The organism is Coleofasciculus chthonoplastes PCC 7420, assembly GCF_000155555.1.
In the GTDB taxonomy this organism is placed as follows: Bacteria; Cyanobacteriota; Cyanobacteriia; order Cyanobacteriales; family Coleofasciculaceae; genus Coleofasciculus; species Coleofasciculus chthonoplastes_A.
Window position 1 is genome coordinate 121,441 of sequence record NZ_DS989854.1, and the last position, 21,961, is coordinate 143,401.

The window sequence follows — 21,961 nt, forward strand, 5'->3', positions numbered from 1 at the left end:
AGGGGGTTGTGGTGATCAGAAGACAAACCAGAAAATTAATCGCCCTGATGCTTTGGGCGCTCATCGGTTGCATCACTGTGTTGAACCTATCTGTGGATTCTCTCCTATCCCCAGTTCAAGCGACTGAATCCCCACCTGCCAATATTTCTCAATCTCCATCAGCCCAAACTCTGCTCAAAACGGGTATTGAACAGTTTCAAGCTGAACGATTTACAGACGCGATCGCGAGTTGGCAAAATGCTCTCAATGCCTATATTCTTTTAGATGATCGGTTACATCAAGCCTTTATCCTCAGTAACCTGTCCCTAGCCTATCAACATCTCGGTCAATGGCAGGAAGCTGAAGCCACTCTCAATCAAAGCCTGAATTTTTTTAACCAGCAAACTCCAGATTCCCGCTCAGTCATTGACTGGGAATACTACGCCAAAGCGCTAAATGCTCAAGGATGGCTCACCTGGAGACAGGGACAATCGGAAGCAGCGCTGCAAGCCTGGAAAGAAGCCACACTTGCTTACCAATCAGCTAACCATTTTCCTGGAATCATCGGTAGCCAAATTAATCAAGCCAAAGCACTGCAATCTTTGGGTTTTAGTATTGCTGCTGAGAAAATCCTGAAACAGGTTCAAAGCACAACCCAGGAACAGACTGATCCAAAACTTCAGGCGATCGCACTGCAATCTCTGGGTAATGCCTTTCGCCGAGTTGGGAATTTAGAAGAGTCCCAAAAGGTATTAAACCAGAGTTTCGCGATCGCTAATCAAGAACTTACCCCTTACTTATCTCCAAACCCGCCCAATTCAACTCAAAGCTCAATTCTTTTAGATTTAGGCAATACAGAGCGTGCCCAGTGGGAACGAGCAGTAGCCCTTAACCTCGATGAAGCCGATGAACACAAAACTGCCGCCCTAGACTATTACCAAAAAGCAGCAACGTTAGCCGCCTCTCTATTGCCCCGTGTTCAGGCAAATGCCAACTTACTCAGTTTGCTTGTCACGATCAAAAGCATAGAAAATTCACCACCGAGTCAGTGGAATGATGTTTGGGAATTATGGAACACGCTGCAATCTCAATTTGCCGAACTCCCCCTCAGCCGCTCAGGAATTGAAGTTCAGCTCAACGCCGTCAATAGCCTGATCAAGCTGCACATAATACGGAAATCTCCTGATACCCAAAGTGCTGAACTTCTGTCAACTCTAGCTCAACGATTAACCCATACTATTCAACAGGCTGACCAACTTCAAGATCGTCGGGCAAAATCTCTCGCGCTGGGACAATTGGGACATTTGTACGAACAGACTCAGCAATGGGATAATAGCAAAACCATTACCAATCAAGCCATTATTCTCTCAGAAGAAATTCAAGCTCCCGATATTCGCTATCGTTGGGAGTGGCAACTCGGTCGCATTCTCAAGGAACAGAACCAGGAAATTGATGCGATTCGTACCTATGATCAGGCAGTTAAGACACTAGAACAGGTTCGTAAAGACCTACTCTTCATCGACTCCGATGTTCAGTTTTCCTTCAGAGATAACGTTGAGCCACTTTACCGACAGTTTGTCGATTTACTGCTGACATCTCCTCATCCCACCCAAAAGAATTTGAGCAAAGCGATTGAACTCATTGATTCTTTGCAGTTAGCTGAATTAGAGAATTATCTAGGTTGTAATATTGATCCTGTTCAGATTAGCCAACACCTCATTGACCCAAATGCCGCCATTTTATATCCGATTATTCTGGATGATCGCTTGGAGGTTATTCTTCAGTTACCGAACCAGCCCCTCCAGCCTCATCGTGTGCAACTCCCCAAATCAGACATTGAATCGATGATCAATCGACTCTATGCTCATCTTCCCGTACCTAGAAGTTGGCGTTCGGTTCAACAGGATATGAGTCAGCTTTATGACCTATTAATTCGTCCCTTTGAATCCATTTTAGAAGCGAATACCAAACTGGAAGATAGCCCCATCAAAACCTTAGTCTTTGTGTTAGATGGCGGATTAAGAAACATCCCAATGTCTGCTTTGTGGGATAGCCAGCGGCAAAGATATTTACTGGAACGGTACGCCAGTGCAGTGGCACCCAGTTTGCAGTTGATTGAACCTAAACCCCTAACCCACCCGCCCAAAATCTTGACAGCAGGCTCAACTGAAGCCCTGGAGCATCCCTTTCAAGAGAGTAACTTATCCCCACTCAAAAATGTACAAAAAGAGCTGAACGCTATTCAATCTCTACCTACGAAGGTAAAGGTTTTATTCAATGAAACATTCACAAAAGCGAATCTAGAACATCAACTGCAAGATGATAACTTTTCCATCCTACACCTTGCCAGTCACGGGGTTTTTAGCTCTGATTTCTCAAGAACATTTATTGCGTTATCAGATGATCCACTCTTTGCCGAAGACTTAGATAATCTCTTGAGAAGCAGTGATATTGAAGGCAGCATTATTGAACTTTTAGTATTGAGTGCTTGTCAGACAGCAACCGGAGATAATCGAGCCACATTAGGATTAGCCGGATTGACGGTTCGAGCAGGCGCAAGAAGCACTCTCGCCACACTCTGGACTGTGGATGACGCATCGGCGGCTACGGTTATGGAAGAATTCTATCGACAACTCTTACAAAATCCTGAGAGTAGTCGAGCTGAAGCTTTGCGTCGAGCGCAAATTAATTTATGGAAAGCAGGTGCTGAACAATTGAAAAATTGGGAACGTCCCTACTATTGGTCACCCTATATATTAGTGGGAAATTGGCTTTAGTTATCTAGAGTGTAAATTGGCATGACTCAGCTAAAATGGTGCGATAGATTTGGTACGTAGTGAGGGCTTCAGCCCTCTTTTCGCGCTGGCGGAGCGAGAACTAAAGTTCTCACTACAAACAAAGCCCTATTTTAATTACTATAGCGTTTCTCATCGGATGAGGTACATGGGGTGAGGGCGCAAGCATGAAAGCCCCTACATTCGCTCCCACATTTTGGTGTACCTCATGCACTTGGGAACTGCTATATGCAGGTTTATTCTATAACGACTGTTCCCAAAATAGGTTCGGTTGGCAGTTGCTCAGTGTCTAGTCCAGCATCTTGTAATAATCTGAGCCATTCAGCTTCTAAAGCCTTATCCGTAGGTTGCTTTAACCGCTGTTGAGTTAACTCATTAACCACATCAAACCAAATCCTGTTTTCCCAATAAACTTGATAAATTTGGTTAGCTTCAACATCACCTTGATTCCCCATATTGCTATTGGCAATACCCCGTTGTATCCAGCCCTCAACATAGATAGGAGTACGACTTTTAGGATGGCAGTAAAGTTCAAATGCCCAATAATAATCAAGTCCAACCTCTAGTATAGGAGCCGTTTCAGGTAGAGTAAAACTGACAAAGCCAGGTGTTTCAGGGAGGATAAATTGAATCGGTTCAATCTGATTAATGCCCTGTTCATCTTGTAGCACAAATTTGCCAACGGCAATCTGTTCTGAAGAGTAAGGTACATAAAACCAAAACGTTGGGGATTGAGAAACCGTTTTTCCCCAGTTGGTTTTAGGCATCAGTGCTGTTAGAGAACCACTCACATCAGGACAGTCATTTCTCTGTCCTGTTCCTGTTTGACTTCCCGTATGCGGTTCGCCCCAATCACCATCTTCATTGCCTGATTCTGAAGCCATCATCACAGGTGTTGATAAACTGTGATTAGGAGGAAAAGCTTCAGCAACTGGCATGAATATCAAGGTTGATATCAGACTTACTGATAAACGAGATGATAAGGATTGAACAGAGAGTCGTAGCCGCATAATTTTTAATATCAATTCGATGAAATATTACCAAACAAAGTGTAACTTTTAATCCATCTTAACATTGACAATCAGCTTTCAAACAGGCTGTACTGTACTACCTTGGTAGGTTTAGCTATTGCAGGGAGAGCATCAATAACGCTTGTTGCATCTACTTTACCCAATTCTTTGGGTTCAATCTTATGTAAGCCTCCTCCATATACTCTTCCTTCTTCCAAGATAGAAGTAGGGTTAAGAGAATTCAGTATTTCCCAGATTTTGCGGATTCTAGAAGGCTCTAAGGCGAGATACTGTGCTATTTTTTTGTGGGGATATAGAAGTAGATAAACATTGGAGGCTATAGCGTTTGAATGGTTTAAAATAAATCTGAATGCACGACCAGTTTCACTTCTATTTCTGCCCATATAACTACAAATAATTGGTGCGGTATATCGTCTTTCCTGTGAATACCAAATCTTCCGATGACGACATAAGTAACGCTCTGATACAGTCCCTTTTCCAAAGTTTAGATATTTCCATAAGTTAGGATATTTTTTTTGCACCTCTTCTTCAGGAAGGTTGCAGTCTAAAAGAAAAAGGCGACGTTCTAATAACGGCATACCCTCATCGTCTGCTTGGATCTCATCTGTATACAGATATCTGGGACTAGGTATAATTGGTTTGAGAAACTCAGTTGGGAGTTTATGCTCTTTGACCTGTTTTTCAGTAAGAATAAAAAAAGCATTGTCTCCAGTTGCTATTCCACGTTTTATCTCAAATATATCTGCCAAACAAAAATTATCTGAATTATGACGAATATTCAAGGATGGAAATCGAGTCCATTTTTCTTCAGTCATCAAAATTGATGAATTAACCCATTTTGATGAACTTGGTGAGGATAACGAATCTCCCAAAGTGAATAAAACTTGATGATTTGGCGGTGGAATTGTGTTTTTTATCCAAACTATAGCAGATGACACCAAAGCGTCATCAAACTTGACATCTTCCGAATCAAATCGATGAATTTGTATAAGCGTTACTTTTTTGAGTAGATAATTTTTGATAGCTTTACCATAATTAACATCCATAAATTCACTGGGGATAAGCCAACCAGCAATTCCTCCTTTCATCATCCAGGAGTGAGCAAGACATAAGAAATAGCAGTATAAACCCGCTAGTCCGCTCATCCGCATCTCGCAGGTTTTAAGAGTTAGTTCTTGTAGTCTAATCTTCTCCTCACGACTCATATAATGATGGCGGATGTAAGGAGGATTACAAATAATCAAGTTATAGCGTTCAGACTGTTGATTGGGTGGAGATAGGCGAGTGAAGTCTAGAATATCCAAGTTCAGGGATGTATCTCTCCATAACTCTCTGACACTTTCTGCGTAACATGGGTCAATTTCAAACCCTTGCGCCCTGACGAGGTTTCCTGCTCTTTCCATATTTAGCAAGGCAGAGAAAAAAGCTCCTGTTCCAAAAGCCGGATCTAAAAAATGAATGTCTGTTTGTTCACCAAGGAGAGATATAGAATGTTCAACTATGCTTTTAGCAAGTAAACTAGGTGTCGCAAATTGCCCTAATTTATTACGTTCTTTGTGAGTTTTTTTCTGGTCTAGTTGACATTGCAGTGATAAGCGTCTTCTTTCAAAATTTGTTTTTCTCAAAGCTTTTACAAACCAAATCCAGCTAAATCGTCAATTCTATGTTCCCAGACCCAATCAATTCCTTCAGCCGCTTCATATCCTAAGTAACCGCTATCGAAATAACCACATAAGAATAAGTTAAATTGTACTTGATCGCCGTATGTACTTCGTAGTTGAGACATTTTAATTGCCTCTTCTTTCCGCCTTTTATTGACATTGGTGAAGTCTCCAGCAGATTTAGCCTCCAGAAAAACAGGCAACTCATCCATTGAGGAGGACTTTGGCTTGATCGCAACATCAACGGGTATATTAATTACCTTTCCTGTTTCTAGATTTATAGGCACATTCATCCGAAAACAAAAGGTTCCAGGGGGCATTTGATCAAATTTTACACCATCTTGTCCTACCAATTTCCGATACTGGCGGGTTTCTAGCCAGTTTTGGATCGCTGCTAGCTGTCTTCGTTCTTGAGCATTACGGATAATTGGATTAGTGACTGAGCCACAAAGGCGATCTGCCACAATCGTAGCAGCACGGTATATGTCGGTCTGTGAAGGAGATTCAGATCGGTTGAGCCAAGTAAAAATATCTGGATCAGCCATTCTCTCTATGATTTTGCCAATTTTCCGAAGTTCAATGTCTAAGGCATTTCCTTGAAGCCGTATGGGCAATTTTTTCTCTTTCTCCATTCTTTTTACAAGACTACTTGGAACTGATGCAAGACCAATTAGTCGATCAACCGCAAGAGGTGGGCAAGTTGACATTCTTAAAGTAGGTAGTATTCCAGGATATCTCCGAAAAATCTCAGGGGTAACGTTCGTCAAGTTTTCTGTTGCCCTGAGTGTTGCTTCAACATCCTTAGTAACCTCAACCCTCGTTTCCCGAAATGCACTGGGAGCGAAATTCATAAACCAGTCATTATACATATCTACCGACTGTGAAATATCTGCTTTCCAAAGATGAGGTTTATCGAGATTGACTGCCATTAAAGTGATTGACGAGACAACTTACTCCAGGCTCTATTATGCCAGCTAACACCGTTCTGGATAGTTAGACAAACAATAAAGAATGATTGGAAAGGTGCGTTTGCCTTGCAGCAACGCACCCTACGGCTGAAAGAGCGATCGCACTGGCGCTAGTCAATTGTCTGTTGCAGCATTTAGTGGCTCTAGGTTATATCATTCGTCACTGTACAGATGGTACAAACCCAAGACGCTAACCGCAGTTATCCCCAATGCTAGTGCTGAAGGAACCAGAGGCACCCACCATCCCTGAACAAGCAGAAATAGACATACACCCCAAAGTAAAATTAAACTAATTAATACTCCGACCATTTGTATATAAAGCGATCGCCCTCCTACCACAACAATTGCTCCCACCCATGCCCAACTCCCAATCCACAGCAGTTCTGCCCATTCAGCCCACCAGGATAGTAGAGGACGTTCTCCAAGTGCAGCGCTAATGATTTGGCTAATCATCTGGGCTTGCACAACCACTCCCGGCATTGCTTCGGCTTGAAGTCCTTTGCTGTAAGGGGTTAAATGAGTATCGATATTGGGATTGACGACGCCAATTAAAATAATGCGATCGCGAACCAATCCTGCTAGTTGAGAGTCTAGGGAACCGCTTAAGATTTCCCTTAAATTGACTTGTTTTGGACGAACTGCCTGGTAATCAACCAACACCTGATAACCACCAGCATCACCTTGAGATAGTTGATAACCCCCTGCATGACCTTCAAGACGCCCAAAAGTCTGTGAACCAAGCTGAATCCTTTTATTTCTGTGAGGGGATACTGTTATCCACTCCTTTTTGATGCCATGACTATTTTCCAGATAGTTTTGAGCAATACGAAAACCAAAAGATTGTTGGGTTGGGCAATATTCATCAGACGGCATACCCAAAAACTGGCGTCGAATGACACCATCACGATCAAGAGGAACATTATTAAACCCTAATTGCTCAACCGGAAAATCTGGAGTCGGTGGCTTGACTCCTGGAAGATCGCTGGTAAAGCTTTTAGCTTGACAGATTGCAATTAACTTCTGTTTTTTCAGATGAGACTGTAACTGTTTACTGAATGGAAAATCGTGAATAATATCCAAGCCAATAAAACTAGGTTGATGGGGTGAAATCTTTTGCAGTAGTGCCAGCAACGCCTCATCGGATAAAGACCCCTCCATCTCCATCCCTTGATTACGCTGATACTGAATATCCTCCTCTCCAATCGCCACAACCAAAATTCGATGATCTGGAATAGATTGTCCGGGTCGAACCCGGATAAGATGATCAAAAGCTTTAAGTTCCCATCCTTGAAGCCATCCCAGCGCTCTTATTCCCACCACCACACTTGATACCAGCGCACCGCAAACAAATGCAGTCCCCAGCTTCACCCCTAGGGAAAAGGTTTGAGCTTTTTGGGTGGGAACTGCAACGGTTTGATCAAAGATGCCTTCATCCTCTGGCTTGATCAAATCCAACCAACTCAATGGTTTTGCCGCAGACGGCTGGAATATTACAGGCAACCAACTGGCGCAGGGATAGACTTTCTCCATACCCAGTAACCGTTGCCGTGCTTCCCTCTGAGCTAGATGCAATGATTGCCCTTGAGAAAACTCCTGTAGAAAATACTTCAGAAATTGCTGGGCTACACAGTCCGGCACAACTTCTCGCATGACAATAATATGAGGTAATTGCAAATCTGCCAGAGCCTGAGCTAACCCCAACCCATCACAAGAATTAAAAATCGCCAGTTGTAGACCATTGGCGATCGCTCTTTGTACCCCATACCGCACCTGATCAATGGTTAGATGAGTCGTGGAGTTGAGCCGCAGTATCCCCTGTCTCTGTGCTTGAGTCTCACTGTGTCCCGCAAAAAATAGAATATGCCAGGATTTTTCATATAACTTATCATGGAGTTCTTGGTGAGTCGGTTCCGGCAGAAATTCCACCTTGGCTCCAGGTAACTCATTTAAGGTTTGCTGATCACTCTCCACATCGATATTGGTGCGATCGCCTAACACTGCCAAAATGTTCACCTGATTCGGCTCTGAAGCCGCTGAATTCCTCTTAGCAGAACAGGGAGATGAACCCAGACTACTCAAGGCAATTTCTGCTTTAGGATATTGCTCAATAAAGTCCCACAAATGCCAGGGGAGAGCTTGAGCCTCAGCATTAGCCGTGCGAATTAATACCTGAACCAACTCATCAGGCATCAACGCTTGTCGCAGTTGTAAATCAATATCACGAAACGAGTCAGAGCGTAACCAACGCTGAAACTGCTGTTCCAACCGTTGAGCCGATTCTGTACAGGCTTCTATCGGATCAATCTTACCGTTAACTCTAATTTTGGAAGGCTTGAGGGCACGGCTAGGAGTTGAAAGGCGTCGATAATCTTGCTGCCACTGGGTTAGATGCTCTGATAGAAGCGTCGAAGGCGGGAGTGTGCGATCTAGGGTTATGCTAGAGGCTAAATCACCCTGACCTATACGCAGAGTAACATAAAAGCCCTGATGATTTAGGTCGCCCCTCAGTTCCAGTACAGCCAGTTTACTCATGGGAGTGTGCCTAACTCAGACCACAAATGCCTCATTAATTGTCACATCTCCTAGTTCGATTCGCAGAGAAAAGCGATCGCCTGGTTCTGCGTCAAAGCCTAGCTCAATCATGCGGTTTTCAGCTCGTGCTTGGGTATGCATCACCGCTTCACCCACCGCATCCAGGACAGTCATATCCAAGCCGACAGGCAGGAATTCCTGTTTGGTTGGGGGACAAATCTTGAGTGCAATGCCTAAATCTACCTCTGACTTAGGCATGAGTTCAGTAACTAAAACAATCGGTTCCATCCCCTGCTGAATCGGGACTTCCACAATTTTGCCTCGCACCACAGGAGATAAATTCGGTGTCGTAGCTTCGGCTGCAAGTGAACGAGTATTTCGCCATGCATAGTTCATCAATGAGATGCCCAGAATTTCATCCAGGGTTTGCCAGCCCGCTTCAATTTGACCGTGCAGCCAGTGGGTGAGTTGGGTGAATCGTTCAGTCAGATTGTCGAGATACAGGGGTAAATCAGAGATTGGACGGAGACGATGTAAGGGCAGTTCTTCACTATCGACGTACTCCACAAAGCCGAGAATGAGGGCTTCTGACTGTTCGGGTTCAATTTGTACCACGATATAAGCAATGCGCTCATCCTGCACCTCTGTAGGTATATAGCATACGGAAGTCGTCTCCCGCTCAAAGGCAGAAATGGGGCGACATTCAATGCGTCCTTTACCCATCACATCCAAATCTGCTACATTAGCGGTCATCCGCATTAGAGGGTTCCAACTATCGCAGTGGGAAGGATCAGATGGAATCCCAAGGATTTTAAAATAGTTGTTGACTAAACAAACAGCAAGTGTATTTCGATAGACTTGTTTGGCTTTGGTTTCATCCGGTTGCTCCTGAGCAAATTGATGGGCAATTTGTCGCGCTTTGTGAGTAATTAAGATGGGTACAGCCACATCCTCCTGTGCTTGAATCGGTTCAATCATAATTGTTACCTTGTTATCGTTAATAGACTTCTTGCAGAAGTCGGGAATGGGGAATAGGGAATGGGGAATAGGCAATGTATTTTAAGGGAAAAGGTACGAAAAAAGATTTTATTTTTACTTTTGCCAGAGGTCTAATGGTTACTTGGTCTTTTCTTCTAGGTATCCTTGGGCAACGCCAAATTCTCGTAGGAGGGGGCGACAGTTGCGATTGTAAAATTTAGGTAAGTCCTTGGCTTCGGCGGGATTGAGGTTGAATTCATCGGCAATATCCTGCCAGGGAGTTTCTGAGGGAAAGCGTTTGAGGAAGAGAACTTGGGCATTGATTTCAGGGCGCTTGCGGAAACAGGTTTGCTGTAATTTCCCATCTGGATCATCTTGTACCCAGGTCATGGTTGTCTGCCACATTTGTAGGGCTTGGCTGGAACCTGGATTGGCGGCTAGATTGTCAATGGGGTCAATTGGGGTATCATTATCAGTCGAAATGGGTAGGGTTTGCCGTTGTTTTTCTCGATTTTGGCGATCGCGCCATCTCCGCAGCGTCCGCTTCAGGCAGTTATCAATCCAAGTCGTCACAGCACTGAGATTTGGGTCATAGTCCTCCAAGTGCTGGCAACAGTATTCCCAGGTTTCCTGGAGGGCATCCTCATAGTAAGGCGTGTTTTCGTTCCAGAGTTTGCCGGACTTGATCACCTGGCGGTAGATTTCTTGGATGCACCGTTGTCGTGCCGAACTTCCTGGGGGATAGGTGCAAGCATCAGCGACCAGTTGTTTTAAGGTTTCATTTAATGTACTCATGGTGAATTGACCGAGGTGGCAGAGGCATTGGATGCCACTTGTCATTGTTTGAGTCAAGTATAGGGTTTAATCGATGCCTTAATTCAGCACTACTCAGTTATAGGGGTGGGGATGGGAGTTTTCGTAAAGTGGCGCGAAAAAAAATTTTTTGACTGATTTTGCGAAAACTGTGTTTGCCAGCCCTATAGCTTTATAAGTTGGGTGTGGCGATTGTTCAGACTGGAATGTGCGATCGCCTGCCACTGACTCTCTAATTTTTGACCAAGGCGTTTCACGTTTAGCCAACCGAGTAGGATATTGGCATAAATTCCGATGTCTAAAATTAACACAAACATCTAACTGTTGCAAATAAAAAGGAGAACAAGGATGACTGATTATAACAATATACAAGGGGTGATTTCAATTCAAGATATAGATGGTTTCACTCAAAATGGTCAAGTGAATCCAATTAACCATTCTGATTTTTTTAAACTACAATTTACTGAATCAGGAATATTCAAAGCAAACCTAAAAAACTTGACAGGAGATGCAGATGTTCGATTGATTAAGGATGTTAACGGTAATGGAAAAATCGACAAATTTAATGACGAAATCGTTGCTTGGCAGTGGGAGCGTGGAATAAAAAAAGAGTCAATTCGTTATTTTATAGACGATCTAAGCAAGGACTACTTTGTCCAAGTAATGAGCTACAATAACCAAGTTTCAAACTATACGTTATCTACAGATTTTCAAGCCAAGTCAGAAGATGACAAGAAGTTTGAGCTTGATTTCGAGTTTGATTTTGAAGATACACTCAGTGCATTTACTGGGAGTGCAGCTACCCTTATGCAAACGTTTGAGCAAGCGGCTCAGTTATGGGAAAGCATCATCCCGTATGGTTCAGATAAGAAGATTCGGGTAATTGGAGAATCTTTTAATAACAATAGCACCCTTGCTAATGCTCCTCTTGGAGGAAATCTTGTGAGACTCAATACTGACGTACTGAGTAGCTATATTTCAAATGTTGCTCTAGTGGCTCATGAAATAGGGCATAGCCTTAAATTAGTTAGCAAGTATTCTGATAAGCGAAAAGGTACTTATAAAGCTAATAGTCATGCAGGCTGGGCATATGGAGAGTTACTGGGTACATACCAACCAACTGCTGTTCCTTTAGAAATTGCTATGGGACCAGGGTCTAATTATTCCCATTGGCGTGAGTCCATCTTTACTAATGAATTAATGTCACCATTACTAAACTCTTCATCTGCTCCAGTTAGTCAACTGACAATTGCAGCTCTGAGAGATAGTGGTTGGAATGTCAACTATGGTGCAGCACAAAATTATACTCTTCCACCCCTGAAAGAAACCAACGTCAGCGTCATTATCAATGAAATTGTTGCACTTGATGAAGACGGTATAGGAGATGGTTCTCCAAACTTCTATGCAAAGGTTCAAGTTGATGATGCTGATTTCACATCAGGGAAAGAAAAAGCGTCTAGCGACAATAGCCCAGTTTATCCAGACTGGATATTTGGTAACACAGTACATTACAATCCTCATGTTACATCCTATATTCCTATCAAAATTGAAATATGGGAAAGCGATCCCACAATCTTGCTTCCCGACGATCATGTTGATGTCAACGGCAATACAGGTGAGAAAAGTTTAAAGCTTTTATACGATGTCACAAACGACAAGCTTGTTGATCGTGAAGACCCTAGCATTGCATATTCCCGAAATCCTGAATACAACCTCTTTTACTTTGAAGGAGAGCCATCGACTGATAGAGGTGGTATTAAGTTTAATATTATGCAAGATCTAGCAAGTATTAGCTCCACGGGCACGCTTGAGATTCAGGCAAATCTAAGTGACAATTTCCTATTTAAACATATCGGTGGAGAAGCTGGAAGTGAAGTAATTGATATTACTGCCAACGGTATCACTCAACGATTTGGACTAGGAACACCAATAGGAGCTTTTACAAGTATTGAATTTATCGGTGGCGATGAAAGTTCAACAATCACTTTGGATGGAGTTTTAACAAAGTCTAGTCTAGAAGGCGGTTTAAATAATGACACTATCCAATTCATCAATTCTTCAGTTGATACTACTCAAGGTTCTTCCATTATTGGTGGAGCTAGTAACGATACTCTCACTGGCGGTGCTGGCGGCGATACCATTCATGGAGAGTCTGGAGATGATGTGCTTGAGGGAAGTGCTGGAAATGACCACATTACAGGCGGCGGAGATAACGACAAAATAGACGGAGGCACAGGTAACGATGTCCTGAGTGGTGATAGTGGCAATCCTGGAGAAGACACAATTTCCGGTGGCGCAGGCAATGACACTATTGGTGGTGGCGGAAACCATGACATCATTAACGGTGATGAAGGCAATGACATTATTTGGGGGGATTCCTCCTTTGACATTATTGACGTTCGCACACCTGCCGCACCTGGCGCTGAAGGAAATGACACCATTGATGGGGGTAGCGGTAACGATGAGATTCACGGTGAAGCCGGAGATGATTTAATTACTGGTGGTGCAGGCAATGACACCATTGATGGGGGTGAAGATATTGACACCATCAAAGGCGGTTTAGGAGACGACAGCCTCTATGGTGGATCTGATAATGATTTTCTCATGGGAGAAGCCGGGAACGATCTAATTGATGGCGGCGAAGGGATAGATACAGTCAGTTACGAAAATTCCCCCAATGGTGTAATCGTCAATAGTGACGAGGTACTCGGTTACTCAAATCCCGATAATACTTTACCCATCGCTATCGAACCCAACTTCACCATTCAAGCTGGTACTGCTGCTGATGGTTTTGGCACGACAGATACCCTGAAAAATTTAGAAGATATCATTGGTTCTCCATTCGATGATGTCATAATTGGTAATCTTCAAGCCAACTCCATCCAAAGTTTAGATGGCAATGACTTACTAATTGGCAATAGCGGTAACGATACAATCGATGGTGGTGCAGGAATAGATACCATCAGCTACCATTATGACCCCAGTGCCGTTACTGTAAACTTAGCTGAAAACCAAGCCACTGATGGCTACGGAAGTACCGATACATTCTTGAACATAGAAAATATTATCGGTTCTGCCTTAGATGACCAAATCACTGGAGATAGCCAAGCTAATCATATTACCGCTGGAGCCGGGAACGATAGTATTAAAGGTGGTGCGGGTGACGACCAATTATATGGTGAAGCTGGTGATGATTTCCTCATGGGAGAAGCCGGAAACGATGTATTAGATGGCGGTGATGATATCGATACCGTCAGCTTTACCAACTCCCTGAATAGTGTCGTAATCAACCTGGATGAAATTAACAGCTACAGCAATCCAGGTGGATCTTTTCACACTACCATCCTCTCCACCACCCCCATTCCCACCGATATCGAACCCGCATTTACGATTAACCCAGGTACAGCCAGCGATGGATTTGGTACTACTGATATTCTCAGAAATATCGAAAACATTCTGGCTTCCCAAGATGACGATGTAATCATCGGAAATGCTCAGAATAACCACCTAGAAGGATTAGGCGGTAATGATGTTTTAATTGGCAATTCTGGGAATGATATCCTAGATGGTGGAGCCGGACTAGATACCATCAGTTACCGCCGAGATCCCAATGCTGTTACTGTTAACCTAGAGCAGGGAATAGCTACCGATGGTTGGGGTAACAGCGACCAACTATATAATGTAGAAAATGTCATTGGTTCCAATTCCAGCGATCGCTTGATTGGTGATGCTAATGCCAATACCATCATTACCGGAACTGGGGACGACTGGGTAGAAGCCAGAAATGGCGACGATATCATCTTCGGTGAAGAAGGTCAAGATACCCTATTCGCAGAAAACGGTAACGACTTCCTAGTTGGTGGTAAGGATGCAGATAGCCTCAATGGTGGCGAAGGAAACGATACCGCCTCCTATTTCACCGCCGCCTCCCGTGTCGCCGTTAGCCTCACCACCGGGAAAGGCTGGGTAGGAGATGCCAAAGGCGATCGCATCGAAGCTATTGAAAACCTGGAAGGCTCAGACTACGAAGACTTACTCATCGGCAATAGTATCAATAATACCCTGAGTGGATTAGCTGGCGATGACCTAATTTACGCAAAAGCAGGAGACGACGTACTTGATGGGGGTGATGGGAGCGATCGCTTATTTGCAGGTGATGGGAATGATACACTTTACGGACAAGCTGGAGAAGATCTCCTCAAAGGTCAAGCAGGCGATGACTTCCTTGATGGCGGTGATGGCAATGATCAACTGTATGGACACAAAGGAAACGATACCTTAGACGGTAATGCTGGTAACGATTACCTTGAAGGTGGCGTAGGAGATGACCAACTCACTGGTGGTGAGGGGAACGACCAACTCTACAGTCAATCTGGTGCAGATACCCTGAGTGGCGGAATCGGGGATGACTTACTTGATGGCGGGAACAGTGATGACATCCTCAGTGGTGGTGATGGAGATGACCAACTCTATGGTCAAAACGGTAATGATACCCTGAATGGAAATACCGGAAACGATTACCTCGACGGGGGTAACGGAAATGACCAACTCACAGGCGAAGAGGGAAATGACCGACTCTATGGTGACAACGGCAATGATACCCTTAATGGAAATGCCGGAAATGACCTCTTAGATGGGGGTAAGGGTCATGACCAACTTACAGGTGGCGACGGGAATGACCAACTCTATGGTCAACAGGGTAAAGATACCCTTGATGGCGAAACCGGAAATGATTCCCTTTGGGGAGGCGATCATAATGATATCCTCTTAGGACAAGCCGGAAATGATTACCTCGATGGCGGTAAAGGTGACGACCAATTAGACGGTGGTGAAGGAAAGGATCGCCTTTACGGTCAACAAGGCGAAGATATCCTCAAGGGTGGCACAGGAGATGACTATCTGGATGGCGGGTTAGACAACGACGAACTCTATGGGAACCAGGGGAACGATCGCATCTATGGTCAGGAAGGCTATGATACCCTTGATGGCGAAGACGGTCACGACTTCCTCGATGGTGGATTAGGAGACGATTTCATCTATGGTAAACAAGGAAGCGATCGCCTTTACGGTCAACAGGGTCAGGATTACCTGGATGGCGGTATCGGTGACGACCGACTCGAAGCCGGTGATGGGGATGACCAACTTTACGGTCAACAAGGTCGCGATTACCTTGATGGCGGCACTGGTGATGATTTCCTCTGGGGTGGCGATGACGCCGATAAACTCTTAGGACAATCAGGAAATGATTACCTAGATGCGGGTTCAGGAAATGACCAACTCATCGGTGGCGATGGCAATGATCAGCTTTACGGTCAAGATGGCGATGATACTATCAATGCTGGCGTTGGTAATGACTACCTCGAAGGTGGTTTAGGTAACGACCAACTCACAGGTGGTGATGGTAACGATTATCTCTACGGTCAAGATGGGGAAGACATCCTCAATGGAGATGCTGGCAATGATAACCTCTATGGTGGAGCCAACAACGACCAACTCAGCGGTGGTGATGGTAATGATCTTCTCTACGGTGAAGAGGGTAACGATATTATCGATGCTGGTCTAGGTGATGACTATTTAGAAGGCGGTTTCGGCGATGACCAACTTGCAGGTGGTGATGGCAATGATCAGCTTTACGGTCAAGATGGCGATGATACTATTGATGCTGGCGTTGGTAATGACTATCTCGAAGGCGGTTTAGGTGATGACCAACTCACAGGTGGTGACGGAGACGACTATCTCCAAGGTCAAGAGGGTAACGATACAATTGATGCTGGCGCTGGTAACGACTACCTAGTCGGTGGAAATGGAATCGATATCCTGTTTGGACAAGCCGGAGATGATTACCTTGAAGGTGGCGATGGGGACGATACCCTCTACGGCAATACTGGGAATGACGAACTCATCGGTGGTAATGGAAACGACCAACTCTACGCAGGTGAGGGTGACAATATTCTCAACGGTGGTCTAGGTCAAGATCTACTCTATAGCGGTACGGGTCGGGATATGTTCGTACTAGAGGCTGGTATGGGAGAGGACACCATCTTTGACTTTACGGTTGGGTTTGATTATCTCGGATTAGCCAATGGTTTAACCTTTGAGGATCTAACAATTACTCAAGGTAGCGGTAACAATGCTGAAAATACTGAAATTCGCATCCAAGAGAATGGGGAATTATTAACCTCATTGGTTGCGGTGCAATCTGATACTCTCTCCTTTTGGGATTTCGCTGTTATCTAACCCACATTCCGCAAATCCTGACTCAGATTTTAGAGAACTTGTAAAAATTTCAACCCAGAGAACTTTTGACTGTATTTACTGTATTGAATAAGGTGTGTTTATCGTGCATATACTCAATTTCTTCTCCAAAAAGCGTCCATCTGCAAAGGGATTCCAACCTCAATCAACTCAAGCCAAAGTACAGAGAGAAACCTTTGTACTAGAACCCATTTTAACTCCCAGTGGTCTGGTGGATAGTATGGATGATACCCCTGATATAGCGGGAGTTGAACTATCCTCTGACCCATTGGATCAAGTGCCTATCCCAGAGATTGATGATATCTTGCCTGACAGTATTCTGGACAATTCTATTCCAGATGAAGAATTAGAGGAGATTCCTTTTATCGCCGAGGAGGTATCTGAAATAGAAAAACCGCTAAACGTAGTTACATTAGAGAACCCTAATCCCACCTTTGAATCTGGAGTTTTCACAGTTGGTGACAGCGGCCAAGTTCAAGTTGACTTTCTCTTTGATGGCGGTAGCTACAAAGGAGAATTAGCCATCTTCAGTTTAGAGGGGATGGATCAGTTTGAACCGGGTTCAGAAGACTTTATCTTGGAAGCCAGTAGTCGTGCTTTAAGTAATTCTGAATTAGGTCACATTGTCATTTCTGATCAAACAGAAGGAGCAAAATTTAGTGGACAGCTTGGGGAAAGCGATCAAAATGCTGGGGACTATCTCGGTGCGAAGTCATTTGTGATGCGCCCTGGGGATAAGTTTGGCTTTATGTTAGTACCCAATGGTCAAGTGCAGCAGGTTTTTGATAACCCCGAAATTGAGGGTGTAGTACGTCCATTGTTCTCTTTAGCAACGGCTAACCCAGATGATGCATTTCATGTTGGGCAAATTGCCGATGTGACAGGGGATGGTAATACGTTCGTGATGGAAGACTGGCGGGTTGATACGGGGTCAGACCTAGATTATAACGATTTAATTTTCCAGGTCAGAGGTGCTACTGGAGAAGCAGTAGATTTAGATGATGTCATTGAAGGTGACGATTGGCGAGAAAGCAAACTAGGGCGAGATTTAATCAACTATACAGAAGAATCTGTATTTGAAGTGGAGTTAGACAACTTACAGACAGAGTTGTTTGAGGAGATCGACAATGGGCTAGATCAGTTCGACCAGATTGAAAAAACAGAAATTGATTCTTTCCCAGAAAAATTAGACCTTGCCTTGGAAAGTCCCGAAAACATTCTCGATAATGCTTTGGCTAAACTACCAGAGGATGTTAATGTTGCAGAAGAAAAATTAACCACTATTTTAGAACAAGAGATTACGGGTTTGCCTGATGAATTGAAGCGAACATTTGAAGATTTTTCTGACATATTGCCTCAAGATTTAGAGAATGCCCTGAGTAATTTTGAAACTACGCTAGACGGAAAACTTGCAGAACTAAGTGAGGTATACCCTCAAGAGCTAGATGAACTAATTCAAATACCGGAGGAACTCAACCAGGGAATCGATCAACTCAAAGGGGATCTGGATGAACTAAAAATGGCGATCGCAGATGAAGTATCAGAATTGCCAAACGATATCAGTACAGCTTTCCAAGAGTTAGAAGATTTGTTCGCAGAAGTTAAAACTGATATTGCGACAGAGGTTGATACTCAAGAACTGCGATCGCTGATGGATGACTTGCTGGTAGAGGTAGCTGCTGATTCAGAAGAAGATGAAACTATATTGGGTTCACTGAACTTTATCGGCACGGAAAATCCTTTAGAGCCAACAGAGTCCAATGGGTTTGAATTCCCTTCCCATAACCAACCGTTAATCGGTATTATTGACACGGGACTGGGCAGTAATAACCCAGATATTGACTATTCACGAATTATCTTAGGACGAGATTTCATTGATGGGGATAATAATCCTTTATTGCAAAAGAATGAAGGTGATGAACATGGCACTCATATTCTAGGTTTGATTGGTGCGACCCAAGATAATAACATTGGCATTAATGGAGTAAACGATAATGCACCTCTCTGGGTGGGACGGGCGGTTGGTTCTGGTCAGTGGGCAGATTCCTTAATTGAGTTTGTCGATGCAACCAAAGCATCTAATCAACCGAATGCGGTGGTTAATCTCAGTTTCGATCTAATTAAAACTAATCCAGATGGCAGTGAGACTACCCGTTTTGAATTAACAAACTATGAGCGTGCAGCGATTGAGTATGCCCGTCAAAATGGAGTGCTTCTTGTAGTGGCAGCAGGAAACCAAGGTGGAAGTATTTCTGCTTTGGGGCAGGCTTCGCGGGAATTCGATAACATCATCACAGTAGGTGCCACAGATCTGCTGGAGTCTCAAATTGAAGAGATTGTAAATACAGAATTAATTGATGATATTGAACGAGCTTCCTATTCTAACTATGGAGAGAGCCTAGATATTCTTGCTTCAGGAGGCTCAGACGAAAGTCCGGCTATCTCTACCGTGAAGAATGGTTTTGGTATTATGGCAGGAACATCGGTAGCTACGGCAAAGGTTACCGGGGCAGTCTCTCAGATTTGGGCGGCGAATCCTGACCTAAGCTATCAGCAAGTCATTGAAATTCTCAAGTCAACTGCCATAGACTTAAACACGTCTGGATGTGATGCTGAAACAGGTTCAGGATTGCTGGATTTGACAGCGGCTGTCAGTTTAGCTGCTGTAACAACACCAAATCGCTTAGAGCAGGAACCAGTTCCTTATACTCCATCTAATCCCAATAGCCCTGATGCTCAACTTACCTCTGAACGGGCTGCGGGTTGGGGTTGGTTCAAGCGAGCATTCAAAAAAGTTGGTAAGGCTATCAAGAAGGGTGTTAATAAGGTTGTTAGCGGAGTCAAAAAGGTTGTTAATAAAGTTACTAGCGGCATCAAGAAGGGAATTAGCACAATCTGGGGAGGTATTAAAAAACTTGGTAAACAGATCGGCAGTCGTCTTCTGAGTCCTATCAGCAAGTTTCTGGGCAAATTCAAAATTTTTAGTCAAATTGGTAACTTGATCAAGAAGATTGTTCGTCCTATTTGGAATGGCATAAAATGGGTTAGTCGCCAACTCTGGTATAAACTCCAGGGAATTTATCACCGGGTCGGACACTGGATTAATCAACTACCAAAGCGGGTAGCAAGAGTTGTTCAAGGCTTGTGGGAAGCTGTTAAAAGCTTTAAGCCCTGGGCAGTGTCATGGTGGAAATCGTTAGGGAAAGCAAAAACCTGGGAAGAGTTCGGTAAATGGTTAGGACGCAATCTAATTTATGTGGGAGAGCTTCTAGGTTTTCGTGAAATATATGACACAGTTATTGAATTTTACTACTTCAATAGTCGTCCACTAAAACCTCAAGAAATTAATTGGGCGAGAAGTGTATTTGGCGGATCAATTGACTACAGTGTTGTTCGATTAGAAACCAATTCACGAGGAACAAGCAAAGGAGCAAATGCTACAACGAAAGGCAACTTTATTGCCTTTCCCAAGGAAATAGTTACTGATGATATTTTTGTCCATGAGATGGTTCACGTATGGCAATATCAGAGCAATAGTGTTGATTTTTCTAAAGGAGGTGATTATCTATATGGCGGATCAAGCAAACTTAGACAATTAAAAAATAATGGTAAAGGTCTTCTAGACTCATGGTTTGGTCGGGAAAGGCAGGCAGAAATGGTGCAAGACTACTTTTTACTTAGAAATGGGAAGCCTACACAACCTAATCGTGGATACACAACCTCCCCAGCAGACTTGCCACTATATGTCTACTTTGTTAGAGAAACCTCAACTCTGACCGAAGCTCAACTTCTGGGCGTAGGTTATGGGTCACGCGCTCCACATTTATTCCAGGAAGCTTACAATAAGATCGACGGTTTCAGTCAAGAGATTTATCCAAAAAATCCAGCAAAAGGTGCTTACCGTTCCGGTAATAGCTGGATTCAGGATTTTGCTGATCAATCTGGAAAGACCATGTATTTAGTTCTTGAGGATGGTGCTAATCAAGCCTATTGGAGTCAAAATCCTATTAACAATACTAAGCTAGTGGATCTCTCTGGTCAGTACTTGAATGTGAACCCAGAACCCCTAAAAGCTGGAGATTACTTCGATGTTGATTTCAGAATTCAAAATACCGAGGTTAACTCTTCCGGAGACTTTGATGTTAAATTCTACCTCTCAAAAAATACCGATATTAGTGGTCTGAGTCCTCATGATCGCTATCTAGGTAGCTACAGCATTAATAATGTCGTTGGGAATAGCAGCACGTCAACCTTAACCAAACGCTTAAGGTTGCCAAGTTTGGGAGACTCTTATTGGAGTGGAGATGATACCTACTACATCGGTATGATTGTTGATGCGAATAAAGAAGTGGCAGAAACCAATGAATCCAACAATCGTAATACTGGCAAGTTGGATGATTACGATGATGTCAGAATCAATAATACTAAAGGTGCGACAGTAACTGTCAAAGTTAATCGTGTTAAAGGTGACTTCGATCCCTTATCAGTTGGTGGTTCTGATTTCTATAGCCGTATCTCTATTGGTAGTAACCAGTGGCGTAGTCCGACGAACAATAATGACAATGATTACAGTCCTAGTAATTGGAGTTACAGTCGGTATATCAACGGCACGACTGTCCCCATCGCTATTCAACTTTACGACCAAGACAACTTTTTCTTCTTGTTCAATCCTGATGATCACATTGATATCGATCCGAAATCAGGTAACAGGGACATCAATATTACCTATGATTTACGTACTGGTCGCGTCAGTGGTGATCTCACTGGATATAAGGGACGGTCACTTTATTCCCGTGGAGGGGGTGACTCGGATCAAGGAGAAATTTGGTTCACAGTAAATCAGTCTTGAGAGTGATCAAGTCAAGTACCTGCAATCAATAAGTGTTGTCGGTATTCACAAGGAGTATATGGAGAGCGATCGCTTCGCAGTTAACAAAATGAAGATTGCT

At 43.6% G+C, this 21,961-nt stretch carries 10 protein-coding genes; 3 read left to right on the top strand and 7 right to left on the bottom strand.

Annotated elements, in window-relative coordinates; translation table 11 throughout:
• Positions 1-92: 92 nt before the first annotated feature.
• Entirely contained in the window at positions 93-2,756 is a 2,664-nt protein-coding gene (locus MC7420_RS19675; RefSeq protein WP_232231741.1) for a CHAT domain-containing protein, read from the top strand.
• A 254-nt stretch (positions 2,757-3,010) separates the two neighbouring features.
• Here the strand turns inward: MC7420_RS19675 and MC7420_RS19680 are convergent, their stop codons facing one another.
• The 7 genes from MC7420_RS19680 to MC7420_RS40010 form a co-directional block, all read right to left on the bottom strand.
• On the bottom strand, positions 3,011-3,712 hold the full coding sequence (locus MC7420_RS19680; RefSeq protein ID WP_006102470.1) for a DUF928 domain-containing protein: 702 nt from the start codon (positions 3,710-3,712) through the stop codon (positions 3,011-3,013).
• A gap of 143 nt (positions 3,713-3,855) precedes the next feature.
• Entirely contained in the window at positions 3,856-5,430 is a 1,575-nt protein-coding gene (locus tag MC7420_RS19685) for an Eco57I restriction-modification methylase domain-containing protein (RefSeq protein WP_006102417.1), read from the bottom strand.
• Between the two features lie 5 nt (positions 5,431-5,435).
• Positions 5,436-6,395, bottom strand: a complete 960-nt coding sequence (locus MC7420_RS19690; protein ID WP_044208353.1) for a XamI family restriction endonuclease — start codon at positions 6,393-6,395, stop codon at positions 5,436-5,438.
• A gap of 192 nt (positions 6,396-6,587) precedes the next feature.
• On the bottom strand, positions 6,588-8,966 hold the full coding sequence (locus MC7420_RS19695; RefSeq protein ID WP_006102459.1) for a CHASE2 domain-containing protein: 2,379 nt from the start codon (positions 8,964-8,966) through the stop codon (positions 6,588-6,590).
• Between the two features lie 15 nt (positions 8,967-8,981).
• On the bottom strand, positions 8,982-9,944 hold the full coding sequence (locus MC7420_RS19700; protein WP_044208355.1) for a DUF1822 family protein: 963 nt from the start codon (positions 9,942-9,944) through the stop codon (positions 8,982-8,984).
• Between the two features lie 138 nt (positions 9,945-10,082).
• A complete protein-coding gene (locus MC7420_RS19705) occupies positions 10,083-10,739 on the bottom strand; it encodes a sigma-70 family RNA polymerase sigma factor (RefSeq protein WP_006102547.1) in 657 nt (218 codons plus the stop codon).
• Positions 10,740-10,921: 182 nt separating this feature from the next.
• Entirely contained in the window at positions 10,922-11,074 is a 153-nt protein-coding gene (locus tag MC7420_RS40010) for a hypothetical protein (protein ID WP_157453242.1), read from the bottom strand.
• A 31-nt stretch (positions 11,075-11,105) separates the two neighbouring features.
• Here MC7420_RS40010 and MC7420_RS43420 point away from each other — a divergent pair, with 31 nt between their 5' ends.
• Together MC7420_RS43420 and MC7420_RS42705 are read left to right on the top strand one after the other, a co-directional pair.
• Positions 11,106-16,994: a calcium-binding protein gene (locus tag MC7420_RS43420; RefSeq protein WP_006102484.1), complete on the top strand. Its 5,889-nt coding sequence runs from the start codon at positions 11,106-11,108 to the stop codon at positions 16,992-16,994.
• Between the two features lie 103 nt (positions 16,995-17,097).
• The gene (locus MC7420_RS42705; protein WP_232231742.1) at positions 17,098-21,861 is read left to right on the top strand and encodes a S8 family serine peptidase; all 4,764 of its coding nucleotides are present in this window, start codon (positions 17,098-17,100) and stop codon (positions 21,859-21,861) included.
• The last annotated feature ends 100 nt before the right edge of the window (positions 21,862-21,961 follow it).